Below are 23,168 nucleotides of genomic sequence, written 5' to 3' on the forward strand. Positions count from 1 at the left end.
CTCGGCATCGCTGGTCAACCGCAGCCCGGCCCGCACGCACTGGGAGACGGCCTGGTCGCAGCTTTGGGTGGTGTCGATTTCTGGTGGGATCGACACCACCCGGGGAGACGGTGCGGGTCAGGGGGTGGGGGTTTCTTCTTGGGCGGCAGCCGGTTCCGGCTTCTTGGTGTTGCGCTGTTCGGCTTCGAGGCGCTCCGCTTCCTCTCCGCCGACCGCTTCGCCTCGGGCCACGAGGCCGGCGACGTCCGACAGCGGGATCTGCTTGAGGACCAGGGCCAGGAGGAAGGCGATGCCGATGAACGGCAGCAGGTACCAGAAGACCGGGGCGAGGGCGTCGGCGTAGGCCGTGACCACGCCGTCGCGGATCGGTCCGGGCAGCTGGCTCAGCGTCTTCGGGTCCAGCGTCGCGGTGGCGGTCGACGCGTCGGCCGCCGAGGCTCCCGCCGTGGTGAAGACGTCGGTGAGGTTCTCGGTGAGCCGGGTGGTGAAGATCGTGCCGAACACCGCGACGCCGAGCGAGGCGCCGACCTCGCGGAAGTAGTTGTTGGTGCTGGTCGCGGTGCCGATCATGGCCGGCGGGACCGCGTTCTGCACGACCAGCACGACCACCTGCATGATCAGGCCGAGGCCCGCGCCGAACACGAACAGGAACGCGCAGATCAGCCAGATCGGGGTGTCGGCGGTCAGCGTGGTCATCATGACCATGGCCGCACCGGTGATGATCGTGCCCAGGATCGGGAAGAGCCGGTACCGCCCGGTCTTGGTGATCATGGCGCCCGAGGTGATCGAGGTGCCGAGCAGACCCACCATCATCGGCAGCATCAGCAGGCCGGAGGCCGCCGCCGAGGTGCCCGACGACATCTGCAGGAACGTCGGCACGAACCCGATCGCGGCGAACATGCCGAGCCCCAGCGTGAGGCCGATCGCGGTGGCGTTGATGAAGATCGGGTTGCGGAACAAGCTCAGCGGGATGATCGGGTCCGCGGCGCGGGCTTCGGTGATGACGAACGCGATCGCCGAGGCCAGCAGACCGGCGCCCCAGGCCCACGTCTCGGGTGCGCTCCAGCCGTGCGCCTTGTCGCCGCCGAAGTCGGTGAAGAAGATCAGGCACGTGGTGGCCAGCGAGAGGAACACGACGCCGAGCAGGTCGATCGGCTGGGTGGCCTTCTTGTTCGGCAGCGTCAGCGCCGCGAGCGCGATGACGAACGCGATGATGCCGATCGGGATGTTGATGTAGAACGCCCACTGCCAGGTCAGGTGGTCGACGAAGAACCCGCCGAGCAGCGGGCCGCCGACGGCCGACAGGCCGAAGATGCCGCCGAGCGGGCCGAGGTACTTGCCGCGCTCGCTGGCCGGGACGATGTCGGCGATGATCGCCTGCGACAGGATCATGAGCCCGCCGCCGCCGAGGCCCTGCATGGCCCGGAACACGACGAACGTCCAGAAGTCGGTGGCGACGGCGCAGCCCACCGAGGCGAGGGTGAACAGCGCGATCGCCACCAGGAACAGCCGGCGCCGGCCGAGGACGTCGCCGAACTTGCCGTAGATCGGCATCACGATCGTGGTGGCCAGCAGGTAGGCGGTGGTGATCCACACCTGGTGCTCGACGCCGCCGAGGTCGCCGACGATCGTCGGCATCGCGGTCGACACGATCGTCTGGTCGAGGCTGGCGAGCAGCATGCCCGCGATCAGCGCGCTGAAGATGATCCAGATCCGCCGCTGGGTCAGCAGCAGCGGTGCGGGAGCGGTGCTTGTCATGGCTTCCGTTCGGGGTCTTGGGTCGGAGCGAGGAGCTCGCGGGCGGCGGCGAGCCGGCGCGCCAGGATCTCCGCGAAGGTGTCTTCGCTGTTCGAGTCGAGGAATTCCCGCGCGGCAGCCCGGCAGAGGACTTGGACGAGCTGCACGGCGGCAGCGGCGCGGAGGTCACCGGGCGGCAGGCCTTCGCGCCGCTCGACGAGCTCCGCAGCGGTCTCCTCGTCGCGCAACATCCGCTCGAGGCCCTTCGTGAACAGCTTGGGCTCGCGCTCGAACGCGGCGCGCACGTCCTGGACGCTCTCGGCGGTGATGCCGGAGGTGTCCCAGCGGTGCACCGCGAGCTCGGCGAGGTCGTCGAGCAGGTTCGCCGAAACCTCGGGGCTTTCCGGGGTTCCCCTAGCGGCGAACCAGGCGGTGAGCTCGTCGTCGTCCCTGCGGGCGGGCACTCCGAGGACCGCGTCGTCCTTCGAAGCGAAGTAGTTGAAGAAGCTGCGCCGGGAGATCCCGACCTGCTCGCAGACCTCCTCGACGGTGAACCCGGACAAGCCGCGTTCGGCGGTCAGCCTGCGAGCGTGCGAAGTCATCTGCGCGGCGGTCGCGGCCATGCGCCGCCTGCGCGCGTCTGTTGCACGTTTCATTGCATAGTGCATTATTGCACCCTCGTGCCCAGAGTGCATCGGGGTTTCGTGTGTTCTCGGTCCCGGAGCCCGAGTTCGGGCACCAGGAAGCGAGCAGCCCGCCAGCAGTTTCCTGGAAGCGGTGTCTGCCGGACCGTTCACCGTTGATCCCCGACGCGAGTTGGCGCCTGCGGGTTCGTGATCGCGGAGTCAGCGGTCGGTCGTTTCCGGTGCCGTCGAACGTGATTCGCGAGCGGGTTTACGAGTGATCGGGTCCGACGATGCGTGCCAGCTCGCGCAGTCCGGCGACGATGTCGGAGCCGGTGGGGGCATGATCGGGGTTGGTGATCCACTGCGTCATCACGCCGGTGAGCATGGCCATCTGGACGGTGCCCAGGGTGCGCGCCACCGCGTCGTCGACCGCGTCCTCCGCCGTGCCGCTGAGCACGGCTGCCAGACCCCGTCGCCCCTGGGCCTGGCCCCCGGCGAGGTAGCGGCGCAGGTCCTCGGAGTGCTCGGCTTGGGTGAGCGCCTCGATCGAGGCGAGCCACAGCGTGCGGTGGGTGGAGAAGGACTCGATGATCCGGTCCCACATCGCCTCGTAGCGCTCGGCCGGCGTGGCGTCCTCCGAGGCGAAGCCCGCCAGGGTGCGGCCGACACTGGTGCCCCATTCGTCGATGGCGTCGATGAGCGCGGCGTTGAGCAGCGCCTCGCGGGAGCCGAAGTGGTAGCCGATGGCGGCCATGCTGACGTCGGCCGCCGCCGAGATGTCGCGGACCGTGGTGCGCGCCCAGCCCTTGTCCTCCAAGCAGCGGCGGGCTCCGGCGAGCAGGTCTTCGCGATTTCCCATGGTCGGAGGCTACTGGAGATTGGATCGAGCGCACAAGGCGCATGCCTTAGGCGAATGCCTTGCGCAAACGTCTTGCGCATTTGCCCAAATACTCATTACTGTCATCGCCACCGAGGCGCCGTCCCATCGCCGCCGAACGAAGGAGATCCGCATGACCAGCACCACCACGCCCGCCACCGCCGTCCGCGCCGATCTGCTCGTCGACGGCCGCAAGCTGTCCTACCTCGACTTCGGCGGCACGGGCCGCCTGCTGGTCGCGCTGCACGGCCACCTGTCCGAGGGCGCCGCGTTCGCCCACCTCGCCGAGGCGCTTGCTCCTGAGTGGCGGCTGATCGCTCCGGACCAGCGCGGTCAAGGGGAGTCCGACCGCGCCGCCGACTACTCGCGGGAGGGATATCTCGCCGACCTCCAGGCGCTCCTGGACCACCTTGAGCTGGACGATGTCGTGCTGCTCGGCCACTCCCTCGGCGCCATCAACGCCTACCAGTTCGCCGCCCGGAACCCCGAGCGCGTCAGCGCGCTCGTCAACGCCGAGGGTTCCGCCGCGCTCGGCCTGGACGGGGTGAACCCGTTCGGTTTCTTGCTGGACCTGCCCTACCGGGCGCCCACCCGTGACGCGCTGATAGCGGGTTTGGGGCCGGCAGCGCCGTTCTTCTCTGACCGGCTGCGGGAAGACGCGGACGGCGCCTGGCGCCTGCCCTTCCACCCGCAGGAGATGTACGAGTCCGAGGAGCAGGTCCACGGTGACCACTGGGCCGACTGGACGGTCACCGCCTGTCCGGCTCTGCTGGTGCACGGCACCAGGGGCGTCATCCCGCCCGAGCAGGTCGTCGCCATGGTCGAGCGCCGCGCGGGCACCGCGTCGGCCGAGCTGGATGCCGATCACCTCGTCCACACCGCCGCTCCTGACGCGTTCGCCGCTGCGGTCCGGGCGTTCCTCGCCACGATCTAGGCGGCCTCGAACCTGGCGCCGCGCCGGCCGATGGCGCTCGTCCCGCTCGGCGGGAAAGCGGACTGTTGCCGAAATTCGACGGGATTGTTGATACTCCGTTGAGCGGGGTATAGACGTTTTCTATGGATTTTATTCCAAACTGGTCTGGGGCCCGTCCGAATGCTTCGTGACCTGCTCGTACGCTGGGTGTTTCCCGTTGTTCGCGGGTGTTCCGGCATTCGCCTGGTTGGTGGTTCGAATTCGGTTCGATAGGGTTGCCGCGATCGCCGGGCAGCCGGTGGTCGCAATTCTTCTTCCAGCAGTTCCGCTGCGCGGGTTCGACGATGCCAGGAGGTTGGGATGAGCGATGCGGTCCGCTCCCGCGAGCGCCTGCCGATCCCGGACGAGGTCGGCGCCTCGGCCACCGCGCTGGACGCGCGCGACCAGCAGCCCCGGTTCGAGCCCGTGCAACCGGTGCGGCCGCCGGAGTCGGCGCCGAACGTGGTGGTCGTGCTCATCGATGACATGGGGTTCGGCGCGCCCAGCGCGTTCGGCGGCCCGTGCCGGATGCCGACCGCCGAACGGCTCGCCGACGACGGGCTGCGCTTCAGCCGCTTCCACGTCACCGCGATCTGCTCGCCGACGCGGCAGGCGCTGCTCACCGGCCGCAACCACCACTCGGTCGGGATGGGCGTGACCACCGAGATGGCCAGCGCCGCGCCCGGCTACAACGGCATCCGCCCCCGCAGCGCCGCCACGCTGGCGCAGGTGCTGCGCGGAAACGGTTACAACACCGCGGCTTTCGGCAAGTGGCACCAGACACCCGCCCGGGACGTCAGCGCCGCGGGGCCGTTCGACCGGTGGCCCACGGGGGAGGGCTTCGAGAAGTTCTACGGGTTCCTGTGCGCCGAGATGAACCACTGGTACCCGCTGCTGTTCGACGGCACGACCCCGGTGGAGCCCTCGCGCCGCCCGGAGGACGGCTACCACCTGTCGGAGGACCTGGTGGACCACGCGATCGACTGGGTGCGCGACCAGCGGTCCCTGAAACCGGACCACCCGTTCTTCGCCTACCTGCCGTTCGGAGCCACCCACGCGCCCTACCACGTGCCCTGCGAGTACCGGGACAAGTACCGGGGCGCGTTCGACCACGGCTGGGACCGGCAGCGCGAGATCACCTTGCAGCGCCAGAAAGAACTCGGCGTGGTCCCCGAGGACGCCGAGCTGGCCCCGTGGGCGGAAGGCGTGCCGCACTGGGACGAGCTGTCGGCGACCGAGCAGCGGGCGGCCGCGTCGTTGATGGAGCTCTACGCCGGTTTCGCGGAGCACACCGACGACCAGGTGGGACGGCTCGTCGACGCGCTGGAGGAGCTCGACGCGCTGGACGACACGCTGTTCATCTACATCCTCGGCGACAACGGGGCCTCCGCCGAGGGAGGGCTCGGCGGCACGCTCAACGAGCACCGCTTCGCCAGCGGCATCCCCGACAGCGCCGAGTTCATCGTCGACAACGCCGACGCCCTCGGCGACGCCACCACCCACGCGCACTACCCGGTGGGCTGGGCGCTGGCGATGAACACGCCCTACCAGTGGACCAAGCAGGTCGCCTCGCACTTCGGGGGCACCCGGGACGGCATGATCGTGCACTGGCCCCGGGGGATCGACGAGCGGGGCGGGGTGCGCCACCAGTTCCACCACGTGATCGACGTGGTGCCCACCGTGCTGGAGGCCGCGGGCATCCCGCACCCGGTCGAGGTGGACGGGATCGCGCAGAAGCCGATCGAGGGCACCAGCATGCTCTACAGCTTCAACGCCCCCGACGCGCCGGACCGGCACCGCGTGCAGTACTTCGAGATGGTCGGCAACCGGGGCATCTACCACGACGGCTGGATGGCGGTGACCCGCCACGGCACGCCGTGGGAGATGGTCCAGGGCGAGCAGCGCCGCTACTTCGACGACGAGTGGGAGCTCTACGACACCTCGGTGGACTGGACGCAGGCGCGCGACATCTCCGCCGAGCACCCGGCGAAGCTGAACGAGCTCAAGCAGCTGTTCCTCGTGGAGGCCGGTCGGCACGGGGTGTTCCCGCTCGACGACCGGATGACCGAGCGGGAGAACCCGAAGGAGGCCGGGCGGCTCGACCTCATGGGGGAGCGCCGGTCGATCACCTTCCACGCGGGAGCCAAGCGGCTCACCGAGGAGACCGCGCCGAACGTCAAGAACCGCTCCCACGCGGTGACCGCCGAGATCGAGACCGGCGGCGGGGCAGCGGGGGTGATCATCGCCCAGGGCGGTCGTTTCGGCGGCTGGTCGGTGTACTTCCACGACGGCCGGCTCTGCTACGCCTACAACTACTTCGGCCTGGACGTGCACACCGCGCGGGCGCGCACCCCGATCCCGGCCGGTCGCCACGAGATCCGGGTGGACTTCGCCTACCACGGCGGCGGTGTCGGCCAGGGCGGTGACGTGACGCTGCACGTCGACGGCGAGCAGGTCGGCGAGGTCGTGGTCCCGAAGACGATCCCGTACTACTTCGCCTTCGACGAGACCTTCGACATCGGCGTCGACCGCGCCACCCCGGTCACCGACGACTACCCGGTGGCCGACAACGCGTTCACCGGGGAACTGCGCTGGGTCCGCGTCGACCTCGGCGACGACCTGCACGACGACGCCGAAGCGGACCGGGACCGGGCCCGCTTCAAGGCCGCCCACGACTGAGCGGGCCGGGGAGGAGCTGCGTGGAACGCCGGGAGCTGGAGTACTTCCTCGCGATCGCCGAGAGCGGAAGCTTCACCGGCGCCGCCCAAGCTCTGCGGATCGCGCAGCCCTCGCTGTCGCACGCGATCGGTTCCCTGGAGCAGAGGCTGGGTGGCAAGGTCTTCCACCGCCTCCCGCACGGGGTGGCGCTCACCCCCGCCGGGGAGGCGCTGGTGGAGCCTGCTCGGCAGGTCATGCGCGACCTCAGCACCGCGGCGGACTCGGTGCGCCGGGTGCTGGGGCTCGATGCTGGACGGCTCGACATCGTCGCGCAGACCACGCTCGCGGTGGATCCGCTCGCCGATCTGCTCGGCGCGTTCCTGCGGACACGTCCGAACGTCGAGGTGCGCGTGTCCGACCACGAGCTGGGCTCGGGTGCCACCAGCGCGGTGCGCAGCGGCGAGTCCGAGCTCGGCATGGCCGATTCCGCCGCGGACGGGGTCGCCGAGCTGGAGCACGTCGTGCTCGAAGGGCGCGAGATCCTCGCGGTGCTGCCGCCGAAGTCCGGGTTCGCGGAGCGGGAGCGCCTCGGTCGCGCCGAACTCGCCGAGCTGACCTGGGTCACGACCCCGCGCGGAACGGCGACGCGCGAAGTCATCGAGGACGCGGTGGCGGGACCGCGAGTCGCGGTGGAGACGGCGCACCAGGCGATGGTCGTGCCCCTGGTGCTGGCCGGAGCCGGGGCGACGCTGCTCCCGAGGTCGCTGGCCAGGGAAGCGGAGGGAAGTGGCGCGGTGGTGCTGCCGCTGCGGCCACGAGTCGTCCGCCGCGGCGCCCTGTTCTGGCGGCGGGGCCCGCTCTCCCCGGCGGCTGCCGAGTTCGTCCGGATGATCTCGTCGACCAAGCGCCCCCGCCGCTGAGGTTCAGCGGCGGGAGCGCGGCGGACTCAGCGCGGGAGCGCGTCGGCCTCCTCGCCGACCGGCTTCGCCCGCTTGGCCAGGCGGGCCGGGGCGGTCTCGGGCAGGGGCAGCAGGCAGAGCAGGGACAGCGTCAGCAGGGCGGCCAGGTAGTAGCCGACGTTGAGCGGATCGCCGGTGCCCGCGATGATCCGGTTCGCGATCATGGGCGTGATGCCGCCGCCGAGGACGGCGCCGAGGTGGTATCCGATGCCGACACCGGACTGCCGCTTCTCGCGGGGGTAGGCCTCGGCGAAGGTGGTGTACAACGGCCCGAAGAGGACGCCGGTCGCGGAGAAGCCCAGGACGACGGCCGTGTTGACGGCGGCGACGGTGCCGCCCGAGGCGATCGGGAACATCGTCAGCGCCGCGGCCAGGGACAGCAGAACCCCGGCGAGCATGACCGGCTTGCGGCCGATGCGGTCGGACAGCCACGCGGAGACCAGGTTGAGGATCGCGTGGCAGGCCAGCCCCAGCAGCGAGCCGTTCACGATCTCCTGGCGGGGCAGCCCTAGTCCTTCGGGGGCGCCGGCGGTGGCGTAGGACAGCATGAACGTCACCAGCGTGAACGTGGTGGCGGTCAGGCCGATGTTGATCCCGGCGGTCTGCAGGATGAGGCGCCAGTGGGTCTTGATCACGTCCCGCAGCGGTTGCCGGGAGCGGCCGTCGTGCGACTCGTCGGCGACCATCTTCTGGAAGACCGGGCTCTCCGCCACACCGCGGCGCACCCACAACCCGACGGCCAGGACCAGGCCGCCGACCAGGAACGGCAGTCGCCATCCCCAGTCCCGCACGTCCTCGTCCGGCAGGAACAGGACCAGGGCGAAGGCGATGTTCGCCAGGATGGTCCCGATCGGCGAGCCGAGGGCGACGAACGAGCCGTACAGGCCGCGCGACCGCTCAGGTGCGTGTTCGATCGCGAGCACCGCGGCCCCGGCGTTCTCCCCGCCGCGGGCGACGCCGTGCAGCAGCCGCAGCGTGACGAGCATGATCGGCGCGGAGACGCCGATGGCGGCGTAGGAGGGCAGCACGCCCATGCCCAGCGTCGCCAAGCCCATCAGCAGGAATGCGCCGGTCAGCGCGGTGCGGCGGCCCTTCCGGTCACCGATCCAGCCGAAGAGGGCGGCACCGAGCGGTGCCATCAGGAACCCGGCGGCGAAGGTGGTGAGGCTGAGGAAGGTGCCCAGCCAGGCGTCGCCGGTCTTGAAGAAGACGTCGCCGAACACGAGCGCCGCCGCGGTGCCGTAGATGGTGAAGTCGTACAGCTCCAGGGAGGTGCCGACTCCAGCGGCCACCCCCACCCGCAGCACGTCGGAATGCTGTTCCGCTGATCGGTGGGTCGAAGTCATCGGGCGTCCTCACGCAGGGCCAGTGGTCTCCGACACGTTAGGAATTCGCGCTGGGCGCACCCAGTGGTGAATCCCTGAGCGGCATAAGGGAATTCCGTATCGCGCATCGCCCTGGTGAGGTTTTCCGGAACCGTCCGGACAGCAGCGACCCCGGGACCGTTTCCCGCCGGATCTCTCCGCGCGGGCCGAACCGGACTCAGTTCGGGGTCCCGGGGCCGGGTAGCTGCCTGGTATTCGCCGACCGCATCACCCGCGCAGGATCCCGGAGGGACCATCACGCGTCGGGTCGGCAGGATTGCCGTAGGCGGTCCTAGCGGACAGCCACCTCACAAGTCCTGATGTCGTTCAACGTCGGACCACCTCCTTTCCTGTGTACCGAGAAGGCTAAACATGGCGTGCCGCACGGGCAACTGATTTTTTCCGCGCAGCGCGTCGGCAGTTCCCGTGCCTCGGAGGGGCGGTGCTCCGCCGTTCCGCCGGCGCGTGCCGCTTCGAAAGTCCACTTCGGACCATCGGCCGCCGTGGGACGCGCCCGGATCCCGTGCTGTTCGGGCGAAGGGGGCGCTCGGTGTTCCGGCGGTGGGCGAGCACGATCACCGCGGCGACCAGGGGGACGAGCCCCGCCGCGGCCGCGGTGACCCAGGAGGTCGCAGTGCTCAGCGGGTGCTCGAGAGTCACGAGCCCGACCGCGATGGCGGGAACCCCGGCGCCCGAGTAGAAGGCGAGGTGCAGCGCGCCGGTGATCGCGCCGCGTTCGCCTTCCGGTGCGACCGCGTCGATGGCGGCTGCCGCACCCCCGTAGGCCAAGCCGTGCCCGGCACCGGCCACCACAGCTGCCACCAGGGCGATCGGGATCGAACCGCCGGCGTCCACGGCCAGCAGCCCGAGGCTGACCAGGAGCGCGCCGAGCCCGGTGAGCTGCGCGTACCGCGTGCTGATCCGGGGAACGAGCGGTTGGGTCAGCACCGAGCAGATCAGCACCGCACCCAAGATGCCGCCGATTACCGCCTGGTTGCCCGCGACGGCCCGGTCGAGCAGGGCCGGGATGACCGCCAGGAACAAGCCCGCCACCGTCCAGGCGAGGAATCCGGTCGCCGCGGCCGTGGTGAACAGCAGTCGGATCCCCGGCGGGATCTGCGGGCGGGTGGGCTTCCAGCGGCCGAGCCCCGGTGCGCTTCCGGCGAGGTTCGCGACGCGGTGCCAGCCGAGCCAGAGAAGCGCCAGGTGCAGGAGGAACGGCAGGACCTGGGGCGCCGGTGCGTACTGGGCGAGCACGCCGCCGGTGATCGGTCCCGCGGCGGTGCCCGCCACGAAAGCGGTGCTGGCCAGCACCGACCCGCTCAGGCGGTAGTGGCCGCGGGCGCGCTCGCTGATCAACGAGCTGGCCGCCCCGGTCGCCGCGCCCAGCGCGAGCCCCTGCGCGGCCCGTCCGGCCAGGAGCCACTCCAGACCGGACGCGAAGACGAAGCAGGCCGAACCGACCGCGGCCAGCACGATGCTGGCCCGCAGCACCGACCGAGGCCCCAGCGCGTCCGACGCTGACCCGAACAGCAGCAGCGCAGGTGCGCTGACCAGCGCGAACGTCGCGTAGATCAACGTCATGGCGAGGTCGCTGACCGCGAACGCCTCCTGGTAGGCCGGGTACAGCGGGCTCGGCAGGTAAGCCCCGGCCGTGAGCACGACCAGCACGTACAGGCCGGTGCGCACTTCGCGTGCGCGGTCGCGGTGGTCGATGAGGGCAGGAGGGTTCGCGAGGGTCACGACGTCCAGCTTGGCGGCGATGACTCGGAAAGAGAATCAAACGATTCTCGACCCGATTGTGCAAAATTGTTGAATGCTCGATCCGAAGCTCAAGGTGCTCCAGCTGGTGGCCCATCACGGCACGGTCACCGCTGCTGCCGCCGCGCTGCACTACACGCCTTCGGCTGTGTCGTACCAGCTACGCCAGCTGGCCGAGGAGCTCGGCGTTGAGCTGGTGACCCAGCGGGGCCGCGGCATCCAGCTGACCGCCGCGGCGCGAACGGTGCTGCGCCACGCGGAAGCGCTGCAGGCCCAGGTCGAACGTGCCCGGGCGGAGCTCGCGTCGATCGCCGAGGAGCCGACCGGTTCGTTCACCTTGTGCGGGTTCTCCACTGCTGCAACCAACCTGCTGCCGCCTGCGGCCGCGGCGCTGCGGGAACGCCATCCGCACCTGCAGGTCCGGGTGATCGAAGCCGAACCGGCCCGCTGCTTCGACTTGCTGCTCGCCGGAGAAGCGGACCTCGCCCTGGTGATCAACTCGGCCGAGACGCCGTCCACGGCCGACGAGCGCTTCGACCAGCAACCGCTGCTCGACGACCCGCTGGACCTGGTGGTGCCCGAGGGGCACCGCCTGGCGGAACTCCCCGCCGTCACCCTCGCCGACGCAGCCGACGAGAAGTGGATCGTCGGCCTCCCCGGCAGCACCTACCACGACCTCGTCCGAACGGCCTGCACGGCAGCGGGTTTCACCCCGAACATCGCCCACTACGCCAACGAGTGGGACACCGGAACGGCGTTGGTGGCCCACGACTTCGGCATCATCCTGGTGCCCCGCCTCGCCCGGCTCCACGAAGACTGGCCCGTGGTCCGCCTGCCCCTCCACGGAGAACCGGCCCCGGCCCGCCGGCTCACCGCCGCAACCCGCCGGGGCCGCCGCGACCACCCGGCAGTAGCTGCCTCCCTCGAAACCATCACCGCGACGGCATCTCGCCTGAAAGCCTCGAAGGACTGTCCGAAGTAGATGGTGGTGGCGCTCGTCCAGGTCCAGCAGCGGGAACCGAACGGGTGCCTGGAACGTCGCACCCGGTGCGCGGTCCGATGGAGTCGGGGCGCTGGAACTCCCTGCTCTCGAAGGAGTGTCGTGGCTTTCGTGTGCGTGCTGCTGGCCGTTCTCATGTTCGTGCTGGGCTGCGTGGACCAGCACGCGTTGTGGCGGTTCCTGGATTCCTGGCGCTATTCGGATCCGGATGCCAACGAGCCGTCGGGTGCGGCGTTCGTGGTGCAACGCCTGGGTCTCTTCGGGGCGGCGGGATGCTTCGTCTACGGAGCCGTCGTGCTCAGCGACATGCCGGAGCGCCCGGAGGACTCTTCGGAAAGCTCCCACGTCTCCAGCAGCTCGAGCCTGAGCGTGTTCGACGAGGACGCCGTGCGTGAAGGGCTGTCCTGGGCGGACTTCGGTGGTCAGCCGGGCTCGGTGGGAGCCGGCGGCCAGGTTTCGGGGTCGAGGACGTTCAGCGTGTAGGCGCGGGCTACCAGGGCTGTTCTGCCTCGCACCTGCCAGCGGCGGGAGAGTTGGGTCAGGTGGTAGTTGACTCCGTCGACGGTGAGGCCCACCGCTCTTGCGATTCGCGGTGTTGTGTCGCCGCTCGCCGCCAGGGCGAGGATCCTGGCCTCGATTTCGCTTGCGGCGGGCGCGGGTTCAGGGACGGGTTCCGTGTGTTCGCCCAGGACTCGGAGCACGAGCATCAGGGCGGTGGGAGCGCCTGGGGTGTCGCTGACCGGGTCCACGTCCACCTCGCCGTAGCGCTCGACGCCGCTCGGCGGGGTCCAGGTGACCTCGAGCGGGTAGCGGGACCTGCGGCGCAGGCGGACGGCTTCGGCGATCGGGTGGAGCCGGGCCGTCGTGCGGGGGCGGAAGAAGTCCAGGGCGTTGCGGCCGCGCATCTGGCCCGGGAGCATGCCCCATTCCGCTGCCATCGCCGGGTTCGCCAGCAGGATCGCGCCGTCGGGGTCGCAGAGCGCGACCGGTAGCGGCAGGTGGTCGAGCAGCAGGATGGCGCGGTTGCGCCAGGTGATCGCTTCCCGGTGCCAGTCCTCAGCCGACCGGGAACCGTGCTGGTGGCTCATCGGATTCCCCTCGCCGCGTTGCGCATCTCGGTCGGTTTGGCAAGGCCGGCGCGCGCCGACGCACTACACGATTATGTAGTGCGGTGGCGGTCTCGGGGGTTCGCCGGGGGCGAGTGTTGAGGGGACGGCTGGAAACGCGCCCCTCGGCGGTTCCTCCCCCAACACAGAAGGCGGTTCGTCCCCTCATGGCCGCGACTTTGCTCCCCCCGCAGTTCGGCATCCCCGTCGTCGACGTGTCCGACTCCCCGACCAGAACGCCCGTCCTGCGGACGATGCAGCTGCTCAAGGAGCACGGTCCGGCGTTCGTCCAGCGCCAGCACGGCAACGACGCGCTGTTCGTCAGCAGCTTGGACCTGGTCACCGAGCTCTCCGACGAGCAGCGGTTCGCCAAGGCCATCGGGCCGGCGCTGGAGAACGTCCGCGAGTTCACCCACGACGGCCTGTTCACCGCCTACGGCGACGAACCGAACTGGGCGAAGGCGCACGACATCCTGATGCCCGCCTTCGCGCTCGGGTCGATGCGCACCTACCACCCGGTGATGCTGCGCGTCGCCCGCCGGCTGATCGAGTCCTGGGACCGCAGGTGCGCGGCCGGGCGACCGGTCGACGTGCCCGACGACATGACCCGGATGACGCTGGACACCATCGGCCTGGCCGGTTTCGGGTACGACTTCGGTTCGTTCGAGCGGGACGAACCGCACCCGTTCGTCGACGCCCTGGTGCGCTGCCTGCACTGGTCGATGACCAAGCTCAGCCGCGACCCGGACGGCGACCACGCGCAGACCGACGCGGCGTTCCGCGCCGACGCGGCCTACCTCGCCTCGGTGGTGGACGAGGTCATCGCGGAGCGCACCGCTGCTGGCGCGCCGGAGAGCGACGACCTGCTGGGGCTGATGCTCGGCGCCACCCACCCCTCGGACGGCACCACCCTCGACCTGGCCAACATCCGCGACCAGGTCATCACCTTCCTGATCGCCGGGCACGAGACCACCTCCGGAACCATGTCCTTCGCCCTGCACAACCTGGTCAAGCACCCGACCGCGCTGCGCCTGGTGCAGCGCGAGGTGGACGAGCTGTGGGGCGACCAGCCCGATCCGGAGCCGACCTTCGAGGACGTCGGCCGTCTGCAGTACACGCGGCAGGTGCTCAACGAGACGCTGCGGATGTTCCCGCCGGCGCCCGGGTTCTCGCGCCAGGCCCGCCACGACACCGTCCTCGGCGGCATCCCGATGCGGGCCGGGCAGTGGGCGTCGGTGGTGACCCCGATGCTGCACCGGGACCCGGTCTGGGGCGACAACCCCGAGCTGTTCGACCCCTCGCGCTTCGACCCCGACGTCGAGGCGGCGCGCTCCCCGCACGCGTTCAAGCCGTTCGGGACGGGGGAGCGCGCGTGCATCGGCAGGCAGTTCGCCCTGCACGAGGCCACCATGCTGCTCGCGATGCTGGTGCACCGCTACCGGCTGCTCGACCACGCCGACTACCGGATGCAGCTCAAGCAGACGCTGACGATCAAGCCAGAGGGCTTCACCCTCGCCCTGGCCCGGCGCACCTCGGCGGACCGCGTCGCCAAGCCGGCTCGCGCCGCTGAAGTACCGGTCGAGGACAGCGCACTGCCCGCCCGCGTCCAGCAGGGGACCGGGATGCTCCTGCTGTACGGCTCCAACTACGGGACCTGCCAGGACTTCGCGGCCCAGCTGGCCGAAACCGCCGCCGAGATCGGCTGCGACACCGCCGTCGCCCCGCTCGACGCGCACACCGGCGCCCTGCCCACCGACCGGCTCGTCGTCATCACCGCCGCTTCCTACAACGGTCAGCCGACCGACGACGCGGCCGAATTCGTCCAGTGGCTGGAGACTGCGGAACCCGGCGCCGCCGACGGCGTCATCTACGCGGTGCTGGGCGTCGGCGACCGCAACTGGTCCGCCACCTACCAGCGCATTCCCACGCTCATCGACGACCGGCTGGCCGCCCTCGGCGGAACCCGGCTGCTGGAGCGCGCGGAGGCCGATGCCGCAGGCGATCTGACCGGCGCGGTCAAGGCGTTCACCGCCGCGCTGCGCGGCAAAGTGCTCGAGGACCACGGCGATCCGGCCACGATCGGTGCTGGTCCTGCCCCGGCCGGTCCTGCTCACGTCGTCACCGAGGTCACCGGTGGTCCGCTGGACGCGCTGGCCGCCCGGCACGGCATGACGCCGATGATGGTCACCGAGACCGGCAGCCTCACCAGCCCCGCCTACTCGCGCGCCAAGCGGTTCGTGCGGCTTGCCTTGCCGGAGGGGGCGAGCTACCGGACCGCGGACCACCTCACCGTGCTCCCGGCCAACGATCCGGCCCTCGTCGAACGCGCTGCTCGGATCCTGCGGATCGACCTGGACACCGTCCTCACCATCGTGCCCAGCGGTCCGCGCGGCATCGCGGTCGACCGGCCGGTGACCGCGCGCGAACTGCTCACCCGGCACGTCGAGCTGCAGGACCGCCCGACCAGCCAGCAGCTGACCGTCATCGCCGAGCTCAACCCGTGCCCGCCCGAGCAGCAGGCCCTGCGGGCTCTGGCCGAGGACGCCGACCACCGCAGCTTGCTGGACGTCGTCGAGGACAACCCCGCGCTGGGCGAAGTCCTGACCTGGCCGGTCCTGCTGGACCTGCTGCCGCCGATCCGGCCGCGCCACTACTCGGTCTCGTCCTCGCCGGCCAACGACCCGAGCCACGTCGACCTGATGGTCTCGCTGCTCGAAGCGCCCGCGCGGTCCGGACGGGGCACTTTCCGCGGCACGGGTTCGGGCTACCTGAACACCGTGCGCGCCGGTGACACCGTGCTCGCGCGGATCCAGCCGTGCCGGGCCGCTTTCCGGATCGACCACGACACCCCGGTGATCATGATCTCGGCAGGCACCGGTCTGGCCCCCTTCCGGGGCGCGATCGCCGACCGGCTCGCCCTCGCGGCCGACGGCGCCGAGCTCGCCCCGGCGCTCTGCTACTTCGGCTGCGACGCCCCGGACGCGGACTACCTGCACGGCGCGGAACTGCGCGCCGCCGAGCTGGCCGGTGCGGTCCAGATGCGCCCGGCCTTCAGCGAGGCGCCGGTCGACGGGCAGGCGTTCGTCCAGCACCGCATCGCAGCCGAGGCCGACGAGCTGTGGCAGCTGATCGGCGCCGGGGCGAAGATCTACGTCTGCGGCGACGGAAATCGGATGGCCCCCGGCGTGCGCGACGCCTTCCGGGCCATCTACGCCGAACGAGCGGGCGGTGATGCCACCGCTTGGCTCGACTCGCTGGTCGCCGACGGCCGCTACGTCGAGGACGTCTACGCCGCGCGCTGAGCCGTCAACCCCCTCGCAGAATCGGAGGTTCCCATCCCATGAACACCATGCTCGCCGGACGTCTGCACGTGCCGAGCGGAAGGTTCCGCGTCGAAGAGGTCCCGGTGCCCGTCCCCGGCCCGGGGGAGGTGCTGATCGAAGTCAAGGCGGCCGGCGTGTGCCTGTCCGACGTGCACCTGATCGACGGCAGCCTGAAGCCGTTCGTCCCGGTCGAGGAGATCACCCTCGGGCACGAGGTGGCCGGGGTGATCCACTCGCTCGGCCCCGACCTGCGCGGCGACTGGACCACCGGCACGCGGGTGGCGCTGCAGGCCGGGCAGAGCTGCGGTGAGTGCGCCAACTGCCGTCGCCGCCGCGCGCCCTGCCTCCTGGCCCGCACCCGCGGCGTCGACTACGACGGCGGTTGGGCGCAGTACGCGATCGCGCGCGAGGACACCCTCGCCCCGATCCCGGACAACCTGCCCTTCGACCAGGCGGCGATCATCCCGGACGCGGTCTCCACCCCCTACGCGGCCGTCGTGGGAACCGGCGACGTTCGCCCGGCCCAGGCTGTGGGCATCTGGGGCGCGGGTGGGTTGGGCGCCCACGGCATCCAGCTCGCCCGGTTGGCCGGTGCTGCACCGATCATCGCCGTCGACCCGCTGCCCGGCGCTCGGGAACGAGCCCTCGCCTTCGGCGCCGACCTGGCGCTGGACCCGGCCGATCCGGGATTCGCCGCCGCGGTGCTGGAGGCCACCGAAGGCCGGGGTCTGGACGTCGCCTTCGACTTCGCCGGGGTGCCGGCGGTGCGGGAACAAGCGGCCACCGCGCTGTGCCGGGGCGGCAGCCTGGTCCTGGCGGGACTCACGCCGCAGCCGCTCACCGTCACCGACGGCACCCGGTTCTCCTGGAACCGCAACCAGATCCGGGGCCACTACGGATCCAGCCCCGAGCACGTCGAGCAGCTGATCCGCCTGGCCGCCGCGGGCCGCCTCGACCTGACGCCGTCCATCACCGGCCACCTCCCGCTGGCCGAAGCCGAGGAAGCGGTCCACCGCCTGGAGAACAAGATCGGCGACCCGATCCGCCTCGTCCTCACCCCGTGACGGCCACGCGGCACCGTCCGGGATTTCGATACGGTGGTCGAACGGAATCCGATCTTCGAGAGGAGCGCAGGTGGGAATCTTCGGCGGGATGATGGGCAACGCCTCGAGCATCGACCCCCGTGCGGCGACGCAGGAGTTCGGACGCCTGCTCGCGCAGGGCGAGGAGGTGCACGCCGGCTACCAGCTGATCCGGGACTCGTTCCTGTTCACCGACCGGCGGCTGATCCTGATCGACAAGCAGGGCATGACCGGCCGCAAGGTCGAGTACCACTCGATCCCGTACCGCAGCATCACCCACTTCTCCGTCGAGACGGCGGGCACCTTCGACCTCGACGCCGAGCTGAAGATCTGGCTGTCCGGCACCGCCGAGCCGATCGCCAGGCAGTTCGGCAAGGGCGTCGACGTCTACGAGGTCCAAGCCCTCCTGGCCGCCTTCGTCGCGCGCTGACCCACCGCTCCCGGGGCGCGGTCAATTTTCTCGCGTGGCTGCGGCCGCGGACACTGGTCATGCGGCGGTCTGCTGCGGTCGCCCAGCTGCAGTCCTGAAAACGGGAGGCGTTACTGCTCGTCTCCCCGGTGGGTCTGCGTCCCTCCTTGCAGGCGAACCAATGCGGACCCGAATGCCATCGATTTGGGGATGACGAGCCCGAGTCGTTCTCCGAAGCTCCTCCATTCGTCTCTGGCGATGGCGAAATCGCCTGCCTCGTTGTCGGAAATCCGGTTCTGAGTTTCGGCGACCTGGTCGGTCAAGGACCGAACCTGACGGTGCAAGCCTCGTACATGTCCAGCGGGATCGGGCGGCTACTCCGCTGCTGGGCTGGCCCAGCGGCCCCGGACCTGGCTGATGTGGTCGCGCATCGCGGACTCGACGGCGTCCTGGTCCCGGGACTCGATCGCGTCGACGATGTCGTGGTGCTCGCGCGCGACGCCGACCAGTTCGCCGCGTTCGCGCAGTGCCGCCAGGCCGAAGAGGCGGGTGCGGGCGCGCAGGTCCGACACCAGGTTGGTCAGCCGCGGGTTGTCGGCGTAGGAGAGCAGGCGCAGGTGGAAGACGCGGTCGGCCTCGGTGTAGTCGACCAGGTCGCCGGCCTCGGCTCCGGTGACGATGTTCTGCGCGAGCTCCCGCAGCTCGGCGAAGTCCGCCTCCGGGATGACCGGGGTGATCTTGCGGACCGCGGGCGGTTCGATCAGCAGCCGGATCTCGGTGATCTGGTCGAGGTCGGCCTCGCTGACCTCGGTGACCCGGAAGCCCTTGTTCGGCACGATCTCGACGAGGTCTTCGCGGACCAGGTCGAGCATCGCCTCGCGGACCGGGGTCGCCGAGACGCCGAACCTGGCGCCGAGCGAAGGCGCCGAGTACACGACGCCGGGTTCCATCTCACCGGAGATGATCGCCGCCCGCAGGGCCCGGCCCACGCGGTCGCGCAGGCTGACCTTCTCCATCTGAACCAGGCTCGGAGCCACCTCGACCTCCCCGTTCTCCTCCCCGCCATGGTATGTGACGTGGTACAGCGCCGCTCACTCGTCCCGCGGGGCCTCGGCGAGCTGCTCGAGGGAGATGGGTGCGGTGAAGGTCTGCTTGGCGGTGGGCCGCAGGTCGTCGGCGGTGAGCTCGCGGCCTTCCTGCGCGGCGGCGAGCCGGGCCGTGGCGAAGCCGCACACCCGGCCCTGGCACCAGCCCATCCCCGGGCGGGCCATCATCTTGACCGACCGGGCGTCGCCCGCACCGAGCTCGTCCCGAGCTGCGCACACCTGCCCGAAGCTGACCTCCTCGCAGCGGCAGACGGTGGTGTCCGGGCGCAGCCACTCGTGCCAGCGGCGGGGCACCGGGTGTGCGGCGTGCATCGCGGCGGCGAAGCGGCGGTAGCGGGTGATGCGCTTCTGCAGCGCCTGCACGGACGCCTGCGGCACCGCCGCCCGCTGGTCCCGCGCGGCGATCAGTCCGGCGAGTTCGCCTTCGGCGACGGCGAGCAGCGCACCCCCGACTCCAGTCGCCTCACCGGCGACGTAGACGCCTGGCGCGGTGGCCCGCTGCTCGGAGTCGACGACCGCGACGAGCGAGTCGTCGACGTCCTTGCGGGTCTCGGCACCGGTCGCGGTGATCAGTTCGAGCGACGGCGTGAAGCCCCAGCCGAGCGCCACCAGGTCGACGTCGACGCGGCGCGTCCGGTCGCGGATGCGGCCCTCGCGGTCCAGCCGCGACAGCTCGACCGACCGCACCTCGTCGTCGCCGTGGATCGCGGTGATCGCCGTTCGCTGGAGGTAGGGGATCCGGTGGTGCGCCAAGGCGGTCGCGTACTCGACCGCTTCGCGGGCCTTCGCGGGGACCGCAGCCGCGGCGAGGGGGTTCTTGGCCCAGCCGCTGACCGATCCGGCCTCGCACACCGCGACGACGTCCGCGCCCGCTGCGGCGAGCCCGGTGGCCACCGGGAGCAGGAACGGGCCCGTCCCGGCGACAACCGCACGCCGCCCGGCGAGGGCGCGGTGCCCCTTGAGCAGGGCCTGGACGCCGCCGGCGGCCATCACGCCGGGCAGGTCCCAGCCCGGGATCGGCAGCTGGCGGTCGTAGCCGCCGGGGCACAGGACGAGCCCGTCGGCGGTGACCGAACGCGGGGTCTCGTCCCCGGATCGGGCCGCCTCGACGTGGGCGGTGGTCAGGTGCAGGGTGTGGGCCCGGGTGCCCGGGGCGGGGCGCTCGACGAACCAGACCTGGCGGCGCGGCAGGTGGACGATTCGGCCGTCGCCGGTAAGCCGGTGCAGCCGTGCGCGGAAGTCGGTGAAGATCGACCAGTCGTGGTGGCCGAGCGATTCCTCGCCGCGCGGCGCGGATTCGTCGGGGTGGCGCCAGTACTGGCCGCCGGGTTGTTCGCCGGCGTCGACGAGCACGACCGAGCGTCCGGTCTCGGCTGCGGTGACGGCGGCGGCGAGCCCGGCGGGCCCCGCGCCCACCACGGCGATGTCGAAGCGGGATTCAGGCATCGGTGTCGTCTCCGGTTCCGAACGGGCCCTCGCCGGGCACGGTGCTCGACAGCGCCATGCCGGGCCGCGCGGGGACCAGGCAGGCGCGCTGGTTCGGCACGCCGTCGACGGTGATCAGGCAGTCGTAGCAGATGCCGATCCCGCAGAACAGGCCGCGCGGGCGGTGCTGGACGCGGGTCGTGCGCCAGGACCGGATCCCGGCCCCGGCCAGCACCGATCCGACGCTCTGACCGGCGACGGCGGGCAGCGGGCGGCCGTCGAAGACGATCTCGAAGCGCTCCGGCTCGGCCGTGGTGGGGGAGTTGCTGGGATTCACGATGCCTCCGCGAGGTCGAAGCGCTCGGGTGCGAACGGCGCGAGGTCGAGATCGGGTCGCCGACCGGTCATCTGCTGGACGAGCAGCTTCGCCGAGCCGACGGACAGCCCGATCCCGGCGCCCTCGTGCCCGGCGGCGTGCCACAGCCCGGGTGCGCGCGGGTCGTGGCCGATCACCGGCAGGTGGTCGGCGCAGTACGGGCGGAACCCGAAGTAGTTGCGCATGATCTTGGTCCGGGCCAGCGCCGGGTACAGGTCCAACGCCTTCGCCGCGATCTGGCGCAGCGCGGGCAGCGAAACGCGTGCGTCGAAACCGACCCGCTCGCGGGAAGATCCGATCAGGACGGTGCCCGCGCGGGTGCCCTCGATGACGGTGGAGGTCTGCAGCCCCTCGTCGGAGGAAGTGGTGCTGGCGACGTAGTCACCGGAGTAGACCTTGTGGAACACCGTCTTCGGCAGCGGTTCGGTGATCAGCACGAACCCGCGGCGCGGCATGATCGCCACCTTCACCCCGGCGAGCTGGGCGATGTCCCCGGCCCAGGTCCCGGCGGCGTTGATGACGTGCTCGGCGTGGACGGCGCCCCGGCTGGTGGCCACCCCGGTGACGCGGTCGCCGTCGCGCAGCAGCCCGGTGACCTCGGTGCGGGTCCAGACCTGCGCCCCGCGTTCGCGGGCGAGGCGGATCAGGTGGGCGGCCATGAGCATCGGCTGGACCTGGCAGTCCTGCGGGTAGAACGCGGCCGCCGCCAGGCCGTCGGTGATGTGCGGTTCGTAGTCGTGGATCCGGTCGGCGGGCACGCCGGTGACCTCGATCCCGGCTTCGCGCTGGCGCTGGGACAGCTCGGCGAGGTTCTGGGCGCCGGCCTCGGTGGCGGCCACGATCAGGCCGCCCTTGGTCTCGAACTCCCACAGGTGGTTGTGCGGGGCGAGGTCGGTGCGCCAGACCTCGTTCGAGTACAGCGCCAGGTCGAGCTCGTGCCCGGCCTCCTTGTCCGAGACCAGCACGTTGCCCTCGCAGGCGCTGGTGGTCCCGCCGGCGATCTGGCCGCGTTCGACGACGTGCACGCGCAGGCCCTGCTCGGTGGCGAAGTGGGCGCACGCGGCACCCAGGGCGCCTGCGCCGATGACGACGACGTCAGCGGTGTGGGCCATCGCTGCCTCCGTTGATCTGGTCGAAAAGCGAAGCGGGGCGCGGAGATCCGGTCGTCACAGCTCGAAGCCCGCCGGGAACGGGTCGGAGGGGTCGAGCATGTACTGCGCGGTCCCGGTGACCCAGGCGCGCCCGGTGATCGTCGGGACCACCGCGGGGCGACCGCCCACCTCGGTCTCCTCGACGAGCCGGCCCACGAACGTCGTGCCGATGAACGATTCGTTGGTGAAGTCGGTGTCGAGGGCGAGTTCGCCGCGGGCGTGCAGCTGGGCCATCCGGGCGCTGGTGCCGGTGCCGCACGGCGAGCGGTCGAACCAGCCCGGGTGGATGGCCATCGCGTGCCGCGAGTGCTTCGCGGTCGAGCCCGGCGCTTTGAGGTAGACGTGGTGGCAGCCTGAGATGTCGGGGCGCTCGGGGTGCACCGGCCGGGCCTGCTCGTTGATCGCGGCCATGATGGACAGACCGGCGTCGAGGAGCTGCTGCTTGGCCGAGCGCTCGAACGGCAGCCCCAGGGAGTCCAGGTCGACGATGGCGTAGAAGTTGCCGCCGAAGGCGATGTCGTAGCCGACCGCGCCGAAGCCGGGCACCTCGACCTGCTGGTCGAGCGCGTGGCTGAAGGAGGGCACGTTCTTGATCGTCACCGATTCGGCGTGCCCGTCGCGGACCTCGACGTCGGCGACCACGAGCCCGGCCGGGGTGTCCAGGCGGACCTGGGTGACCGGTTCGGTCACCGGCACCATCCCGGTCTCGACCAGCACGGTGGCGGTGCCGATGGTGCCGTGCCCGCACATCGGCAGCAGGCCGGAGACCTCGATGAACAGCACACCCCAGTCCGCGTCCGGGCGGGTCGGCGGCTGCAGGATCGACCCGGACATGGAGGAGTGGCCGCGCGGCTCGCACATCAGCAGCGTGCGCAGGTCATCGTTGTTGTCGATGAACCACTGCCGCCGTTCGGCCATCGTCGACCCGGGGATGACCCCGACGCCGCCGGTGATGACGCGGGTGGGCATGCCCTCGGTGTGGGAATCCACGGCGTGCAGGACGCGGCTGGTCCTCATCGACCGTTCCTTTCGGCTGCGAACGCGGCTGCGCCGGTTCTGGATGGCTGTCTTTGATCCTGGTTTGTGTTCTTTTGCTTGTATTCGCCGTTAGGCGAATAGCCCACCCTCGCAGCTTGCACCGGCGCGGGTTCTCAGGCGTCGCCTGGCGAGGACGGCCCAACTGCCGTGTATTGGCATACATAAAGTTGGGCACCCGCAGTCCAGGCGGCGTCTGAGGTTCCGCTACCGGCACCGCT

Annotated in this window: 19 protein-coding genes; 8 read left to right on the top strand and 11 right to left on the bottom strand. The window is 70.9% G+C overall.

The window, feature by feature from the left end:
- Positions 1-117 precede the first annotated feature (117 nt).
- From ABTZ89_RS14580 to ABTZ89_RS14590, 3 genes are all read right to left on the bottom strand, one after another.
- Complete coding sequence (locus ABTZ89_RS14580; RefSeq protein WP_270953065.1) at positions 118-1,758, bottom strand: MDR family MFS transporter; 1,641 nt, start codon at positions 1,756-1,758, stop codon at positions 118-120.
- Entirely contained in the window at positions 1,755-2,393 is a 639-nt protein-coding gene (locus ABTZ89_RS14585; protein WP_351044468.1) for a TetR/AcrR family transcriptional regulator, read from the bottom strand. The genes ABTZ89_RS14580 and ABTZ89_RS14585 overlap by 4 nt, the downstream gene beginning before the upstream one ends.
- Before the next feature lie 238 nt (positions 2,394-2,631).
- The gene (locus tag ABTZ89_RS14590) at positions 2,632-3,222 is read right to left on the bottom strand and encodes a TetR/AcrR family transcriptional regulator (RefSeq protein WP_270953062.1); all 591 of its coding nucleotides are present in this window, start codon (positions 3,220-3,222) and stop codon (positions 2,632-2,634) included.
- Positions 3,223-3,373: 151 nt separating this feature from the next.
- Here ABTZ89_RS14590 and ABTZ89_RS14595 point away from each other — a divergent pair, with 151 nt between their 5' ends.
- The 3 genes from ABTZ89_RS14595 (at position 3,374) to ABTZ89_RS14605 (ending at position 7,770) form a co-directional block, all read left to right on the top strand.
- Complete coding sequence (locus ABTZ89_RS14595; RefSeq protein ID WP_351044472.1) at positions 3,374-4,174, top strand: alpha/beta fold hydrolase; 801 nt, start codon at positions 3,374-3,376, stop codon at positions 4,172-4,174.
- Between the two features lie 339 nt (positions 4,175-4,513).
- On the top strand, positions 4,514-6,871 hold the full coding sequence (locus ABTZ89_RS14600; RefSeq protein WP_351044475.1) for an arylsulfatase: 2,358 nt from the start codon (positions 4,514-4,516) through the stop codon (positions 6,869-6,871).
- A gap of 20 nt (positions 6,872-6,891) precedes the next feature.
- A complete protein-coding gene (locus ABTZ89_RS14605) occupies positions 6,892-7,770 on the top strand; it encodes a LysR family transcriptional regulator (protein ID WP_351044478.1) in 879 nt (292 codons plus the stop codon).
- A gap of 26 nt (positions 7,771-7,796) precedes the next feature.
- On the opposite strand, the gene ABTZ89_RS14610 is transcribed toward ABTZ89_RS14605, so the two are convergent.
- Entirely contained in the window at positions 7,797-9,155 is a 1,359-nt protein-coding gene (locus ABTZ89_RS14610; protein ID WP_351044480.1) for an MFS transporter, read from the bottom strand.
- 384 nt (positions 9,156-9,539) lie between these two features.
- Positions 9,540-10,916: an MFS transporter gene (locus ABTZ89_RS14615; RefSeq protein ID WP_351044483.1), complete on the bottom strand. Its 1,377-nt coding sequence runs from the start codon at positions 10,914-10,916 to the stop codon at positions 9,540-9,542.
- A 73-nt stretch (positions 10,917-10,989) separates the two neighbouring features.
- On the opposite strand from ABTZ89_RS14615, the gene ABTZ89_RS14620 reads away from it, so the two are divergent.
- Both ABTZ89_RS14620 and ABTZ89_RS14625 read left to right on the top strand, forming a co-directional pair.
- Positions 10,990-11,916, top strand: a complete 927-nt coding sequence (locus ABTZ89_RS14620; RefSeq protein ID WP_351044486.1) for a LysR substrate-binding domain-containing protein — start codon at positions 10,990-10,992, stop codon at positions 11,914-11,916.
- 120 nt (positions 11,917-12,036) lie between these two features.
- On the top strand, positions 12,037-12,417 hold the full coding sequence (locus ABTZ89_RS14625; RefSeq protein ID WP_351044489.1) for a DUF6199 family natural product biosynthesis protein: 381 nt from the start codon (positions 12,037-12,039) through the stop codon (positions 12,415-12,417).
- Here the strand turns inward: ABTZ89_RS14625 and ABTZ89_RS14630 are convergent.
- On the bottom strand, positions 12,357-13,022 hold the full coding sequence (locus ABTZ89_RS14630; protein ID WP_351044491.1) for a PAS domain-containing protein: 666 nt from the start codon (positions 13,020-13,022) through the stop codon (positions 12,357-12,359). The two genes, ABTZ89_RS14625 and ABTZ89_RS14630, sit on opposite strands and share 61 nt — an antisense overlap.
- Positions 13,023-13,207: 185 nt before the next feature.
- Here ABTZ89_RS14630 and ABTZ89_RS14635 point away from each other — a divergent pair, with 185 nt between their 5' ends.
- The 3 genes from ABTZ89_RS14635 (at position 13,208) to ABTZ89_RS14645 (ending at position 17,875) form a co-directional block, all read left to right on the top strand.
- Positions 13,208-16,342, top strand: coding sequence for a bifunctional cytochrome P450/NADPH--P450 reductase (locus ABTZ89_RS14635; protein ID WP_351044493.1), 3,135 nt, complete (start codon positions 13,208-13,210; stop codon positions 16,340-16,342).
- A gap of 38 nt (positions 16,343-16,380) precedes the next feature.
- A complete protein-coding gene (locus ABTZ89_RS14640; RefSeq protein ID WP_351044496.1) occupies positions 16,381-17,427 on the top strand; it encodes a zinc-binding dehydrogenase in 1,047 nt (348 codons plus the stop codon).
- Between the two features lie 70 nt (positions 17,428-17,497).
- Complete coding sequence (locus tag ABTZ89_RS14645) at positions 17,498-17,875, top strand: PH domain-containing protein (protein WP_270947868.1); 378 nt, start codon at positions 17,498-17,500, stop codon at positions 17,873-17,875.
- A 353-nt stretch (positions 17,876-18,228) separates the two neighbouring features.
- On the opposite strand, the gene ABTZ89_RS14650 is transcribed toward ABTZ89_RS14645, so the two are convergent.
- From ABTZ89_RS14650 to ABTZ89_RS14670, 5 genes are read right to left on the bottom strand one after another with little or no spacing between them, the layout of a single operon-like run.
- Positions 18,229-18,891, bottom strand: a complete 663-nt coding sequence (locus tag ABTZ89_RS14650; protein ID WP_270947862.1) for a GntR family transcriptional regulator — start codon at positions 18,889-18,891, stop codon at positions 18,229-18,231.
- 54 nt (positions 18,892-18,945) lie between these two features.
- Positions 18,946-20,406 carry an FAD/NAD(P)-dependent oxidoreductase gene (locus ABTZ89_RS14655; protein WP_351044499.1) on the bottom strand — a complete coding sequence of 487 codons (1,461 nt, stop codon included), beginning with the start codon at positions 20,404-20,406 and terminating at the stop codon, positions 18,946-18,948.
- Entirely contained in the window at positions 20,399-20,722 is a 324-nt protein-coding gene (locus ABTZ89_RS14660) for a (2Fe-2S)-binding protein (RefSeq protein ID WP_270947860.1), read from the bottom strand. Before ABTZ89_RS14660 ends, ABTZ89_RS14655 begins: the two co-directional genes overlap by 8 nt.
- On the bottom strand, positions 20,719-21,873 hold the full coding sequence (locus ABTZ89_RS14665; protein WP_270947859.1) for an NAD(P)/FAD-dependent oxidoreductase: 1,155 nt from the start codon (positions 21,871-21,873) through the stop codon (positions 20,719-20,721). The genes ABTZ89_RS14660 and ABTZ89_RS14665 overlap by 4 nt, the downstream gene beginning before the upstream one ends.
- 54 nt (positions 21,874-21,927) lie before the next feature.
- Positions 21,928-22,929 carry a proline racemase family protein gene (locus tag ABTZ89_RS14670; RefSeq protein WP_351044503.1) on the bottom strand — a complete coding sequence of 334 codons (1,002 nt, stop codon included), beginning with the start codon at positions 22,927-22,929 and terminating at the stop codon, positions 21,928-21,930.
- Between the last annotated feature and the right edge of the window lie 239 nt (positions 22,930-23,168).

The organism is Saccharopolyspora sp. NPDC002686 (genome assembly GCF_040295745.1).
Taxonomy (GTDB): domain Bacteria; phylum Actinomycetota; class Actinomycetes; order Mycobacteriales; family Pseudonocardiaceae; genus Saccharopolyspora; species Saccharopolyspora oryzae.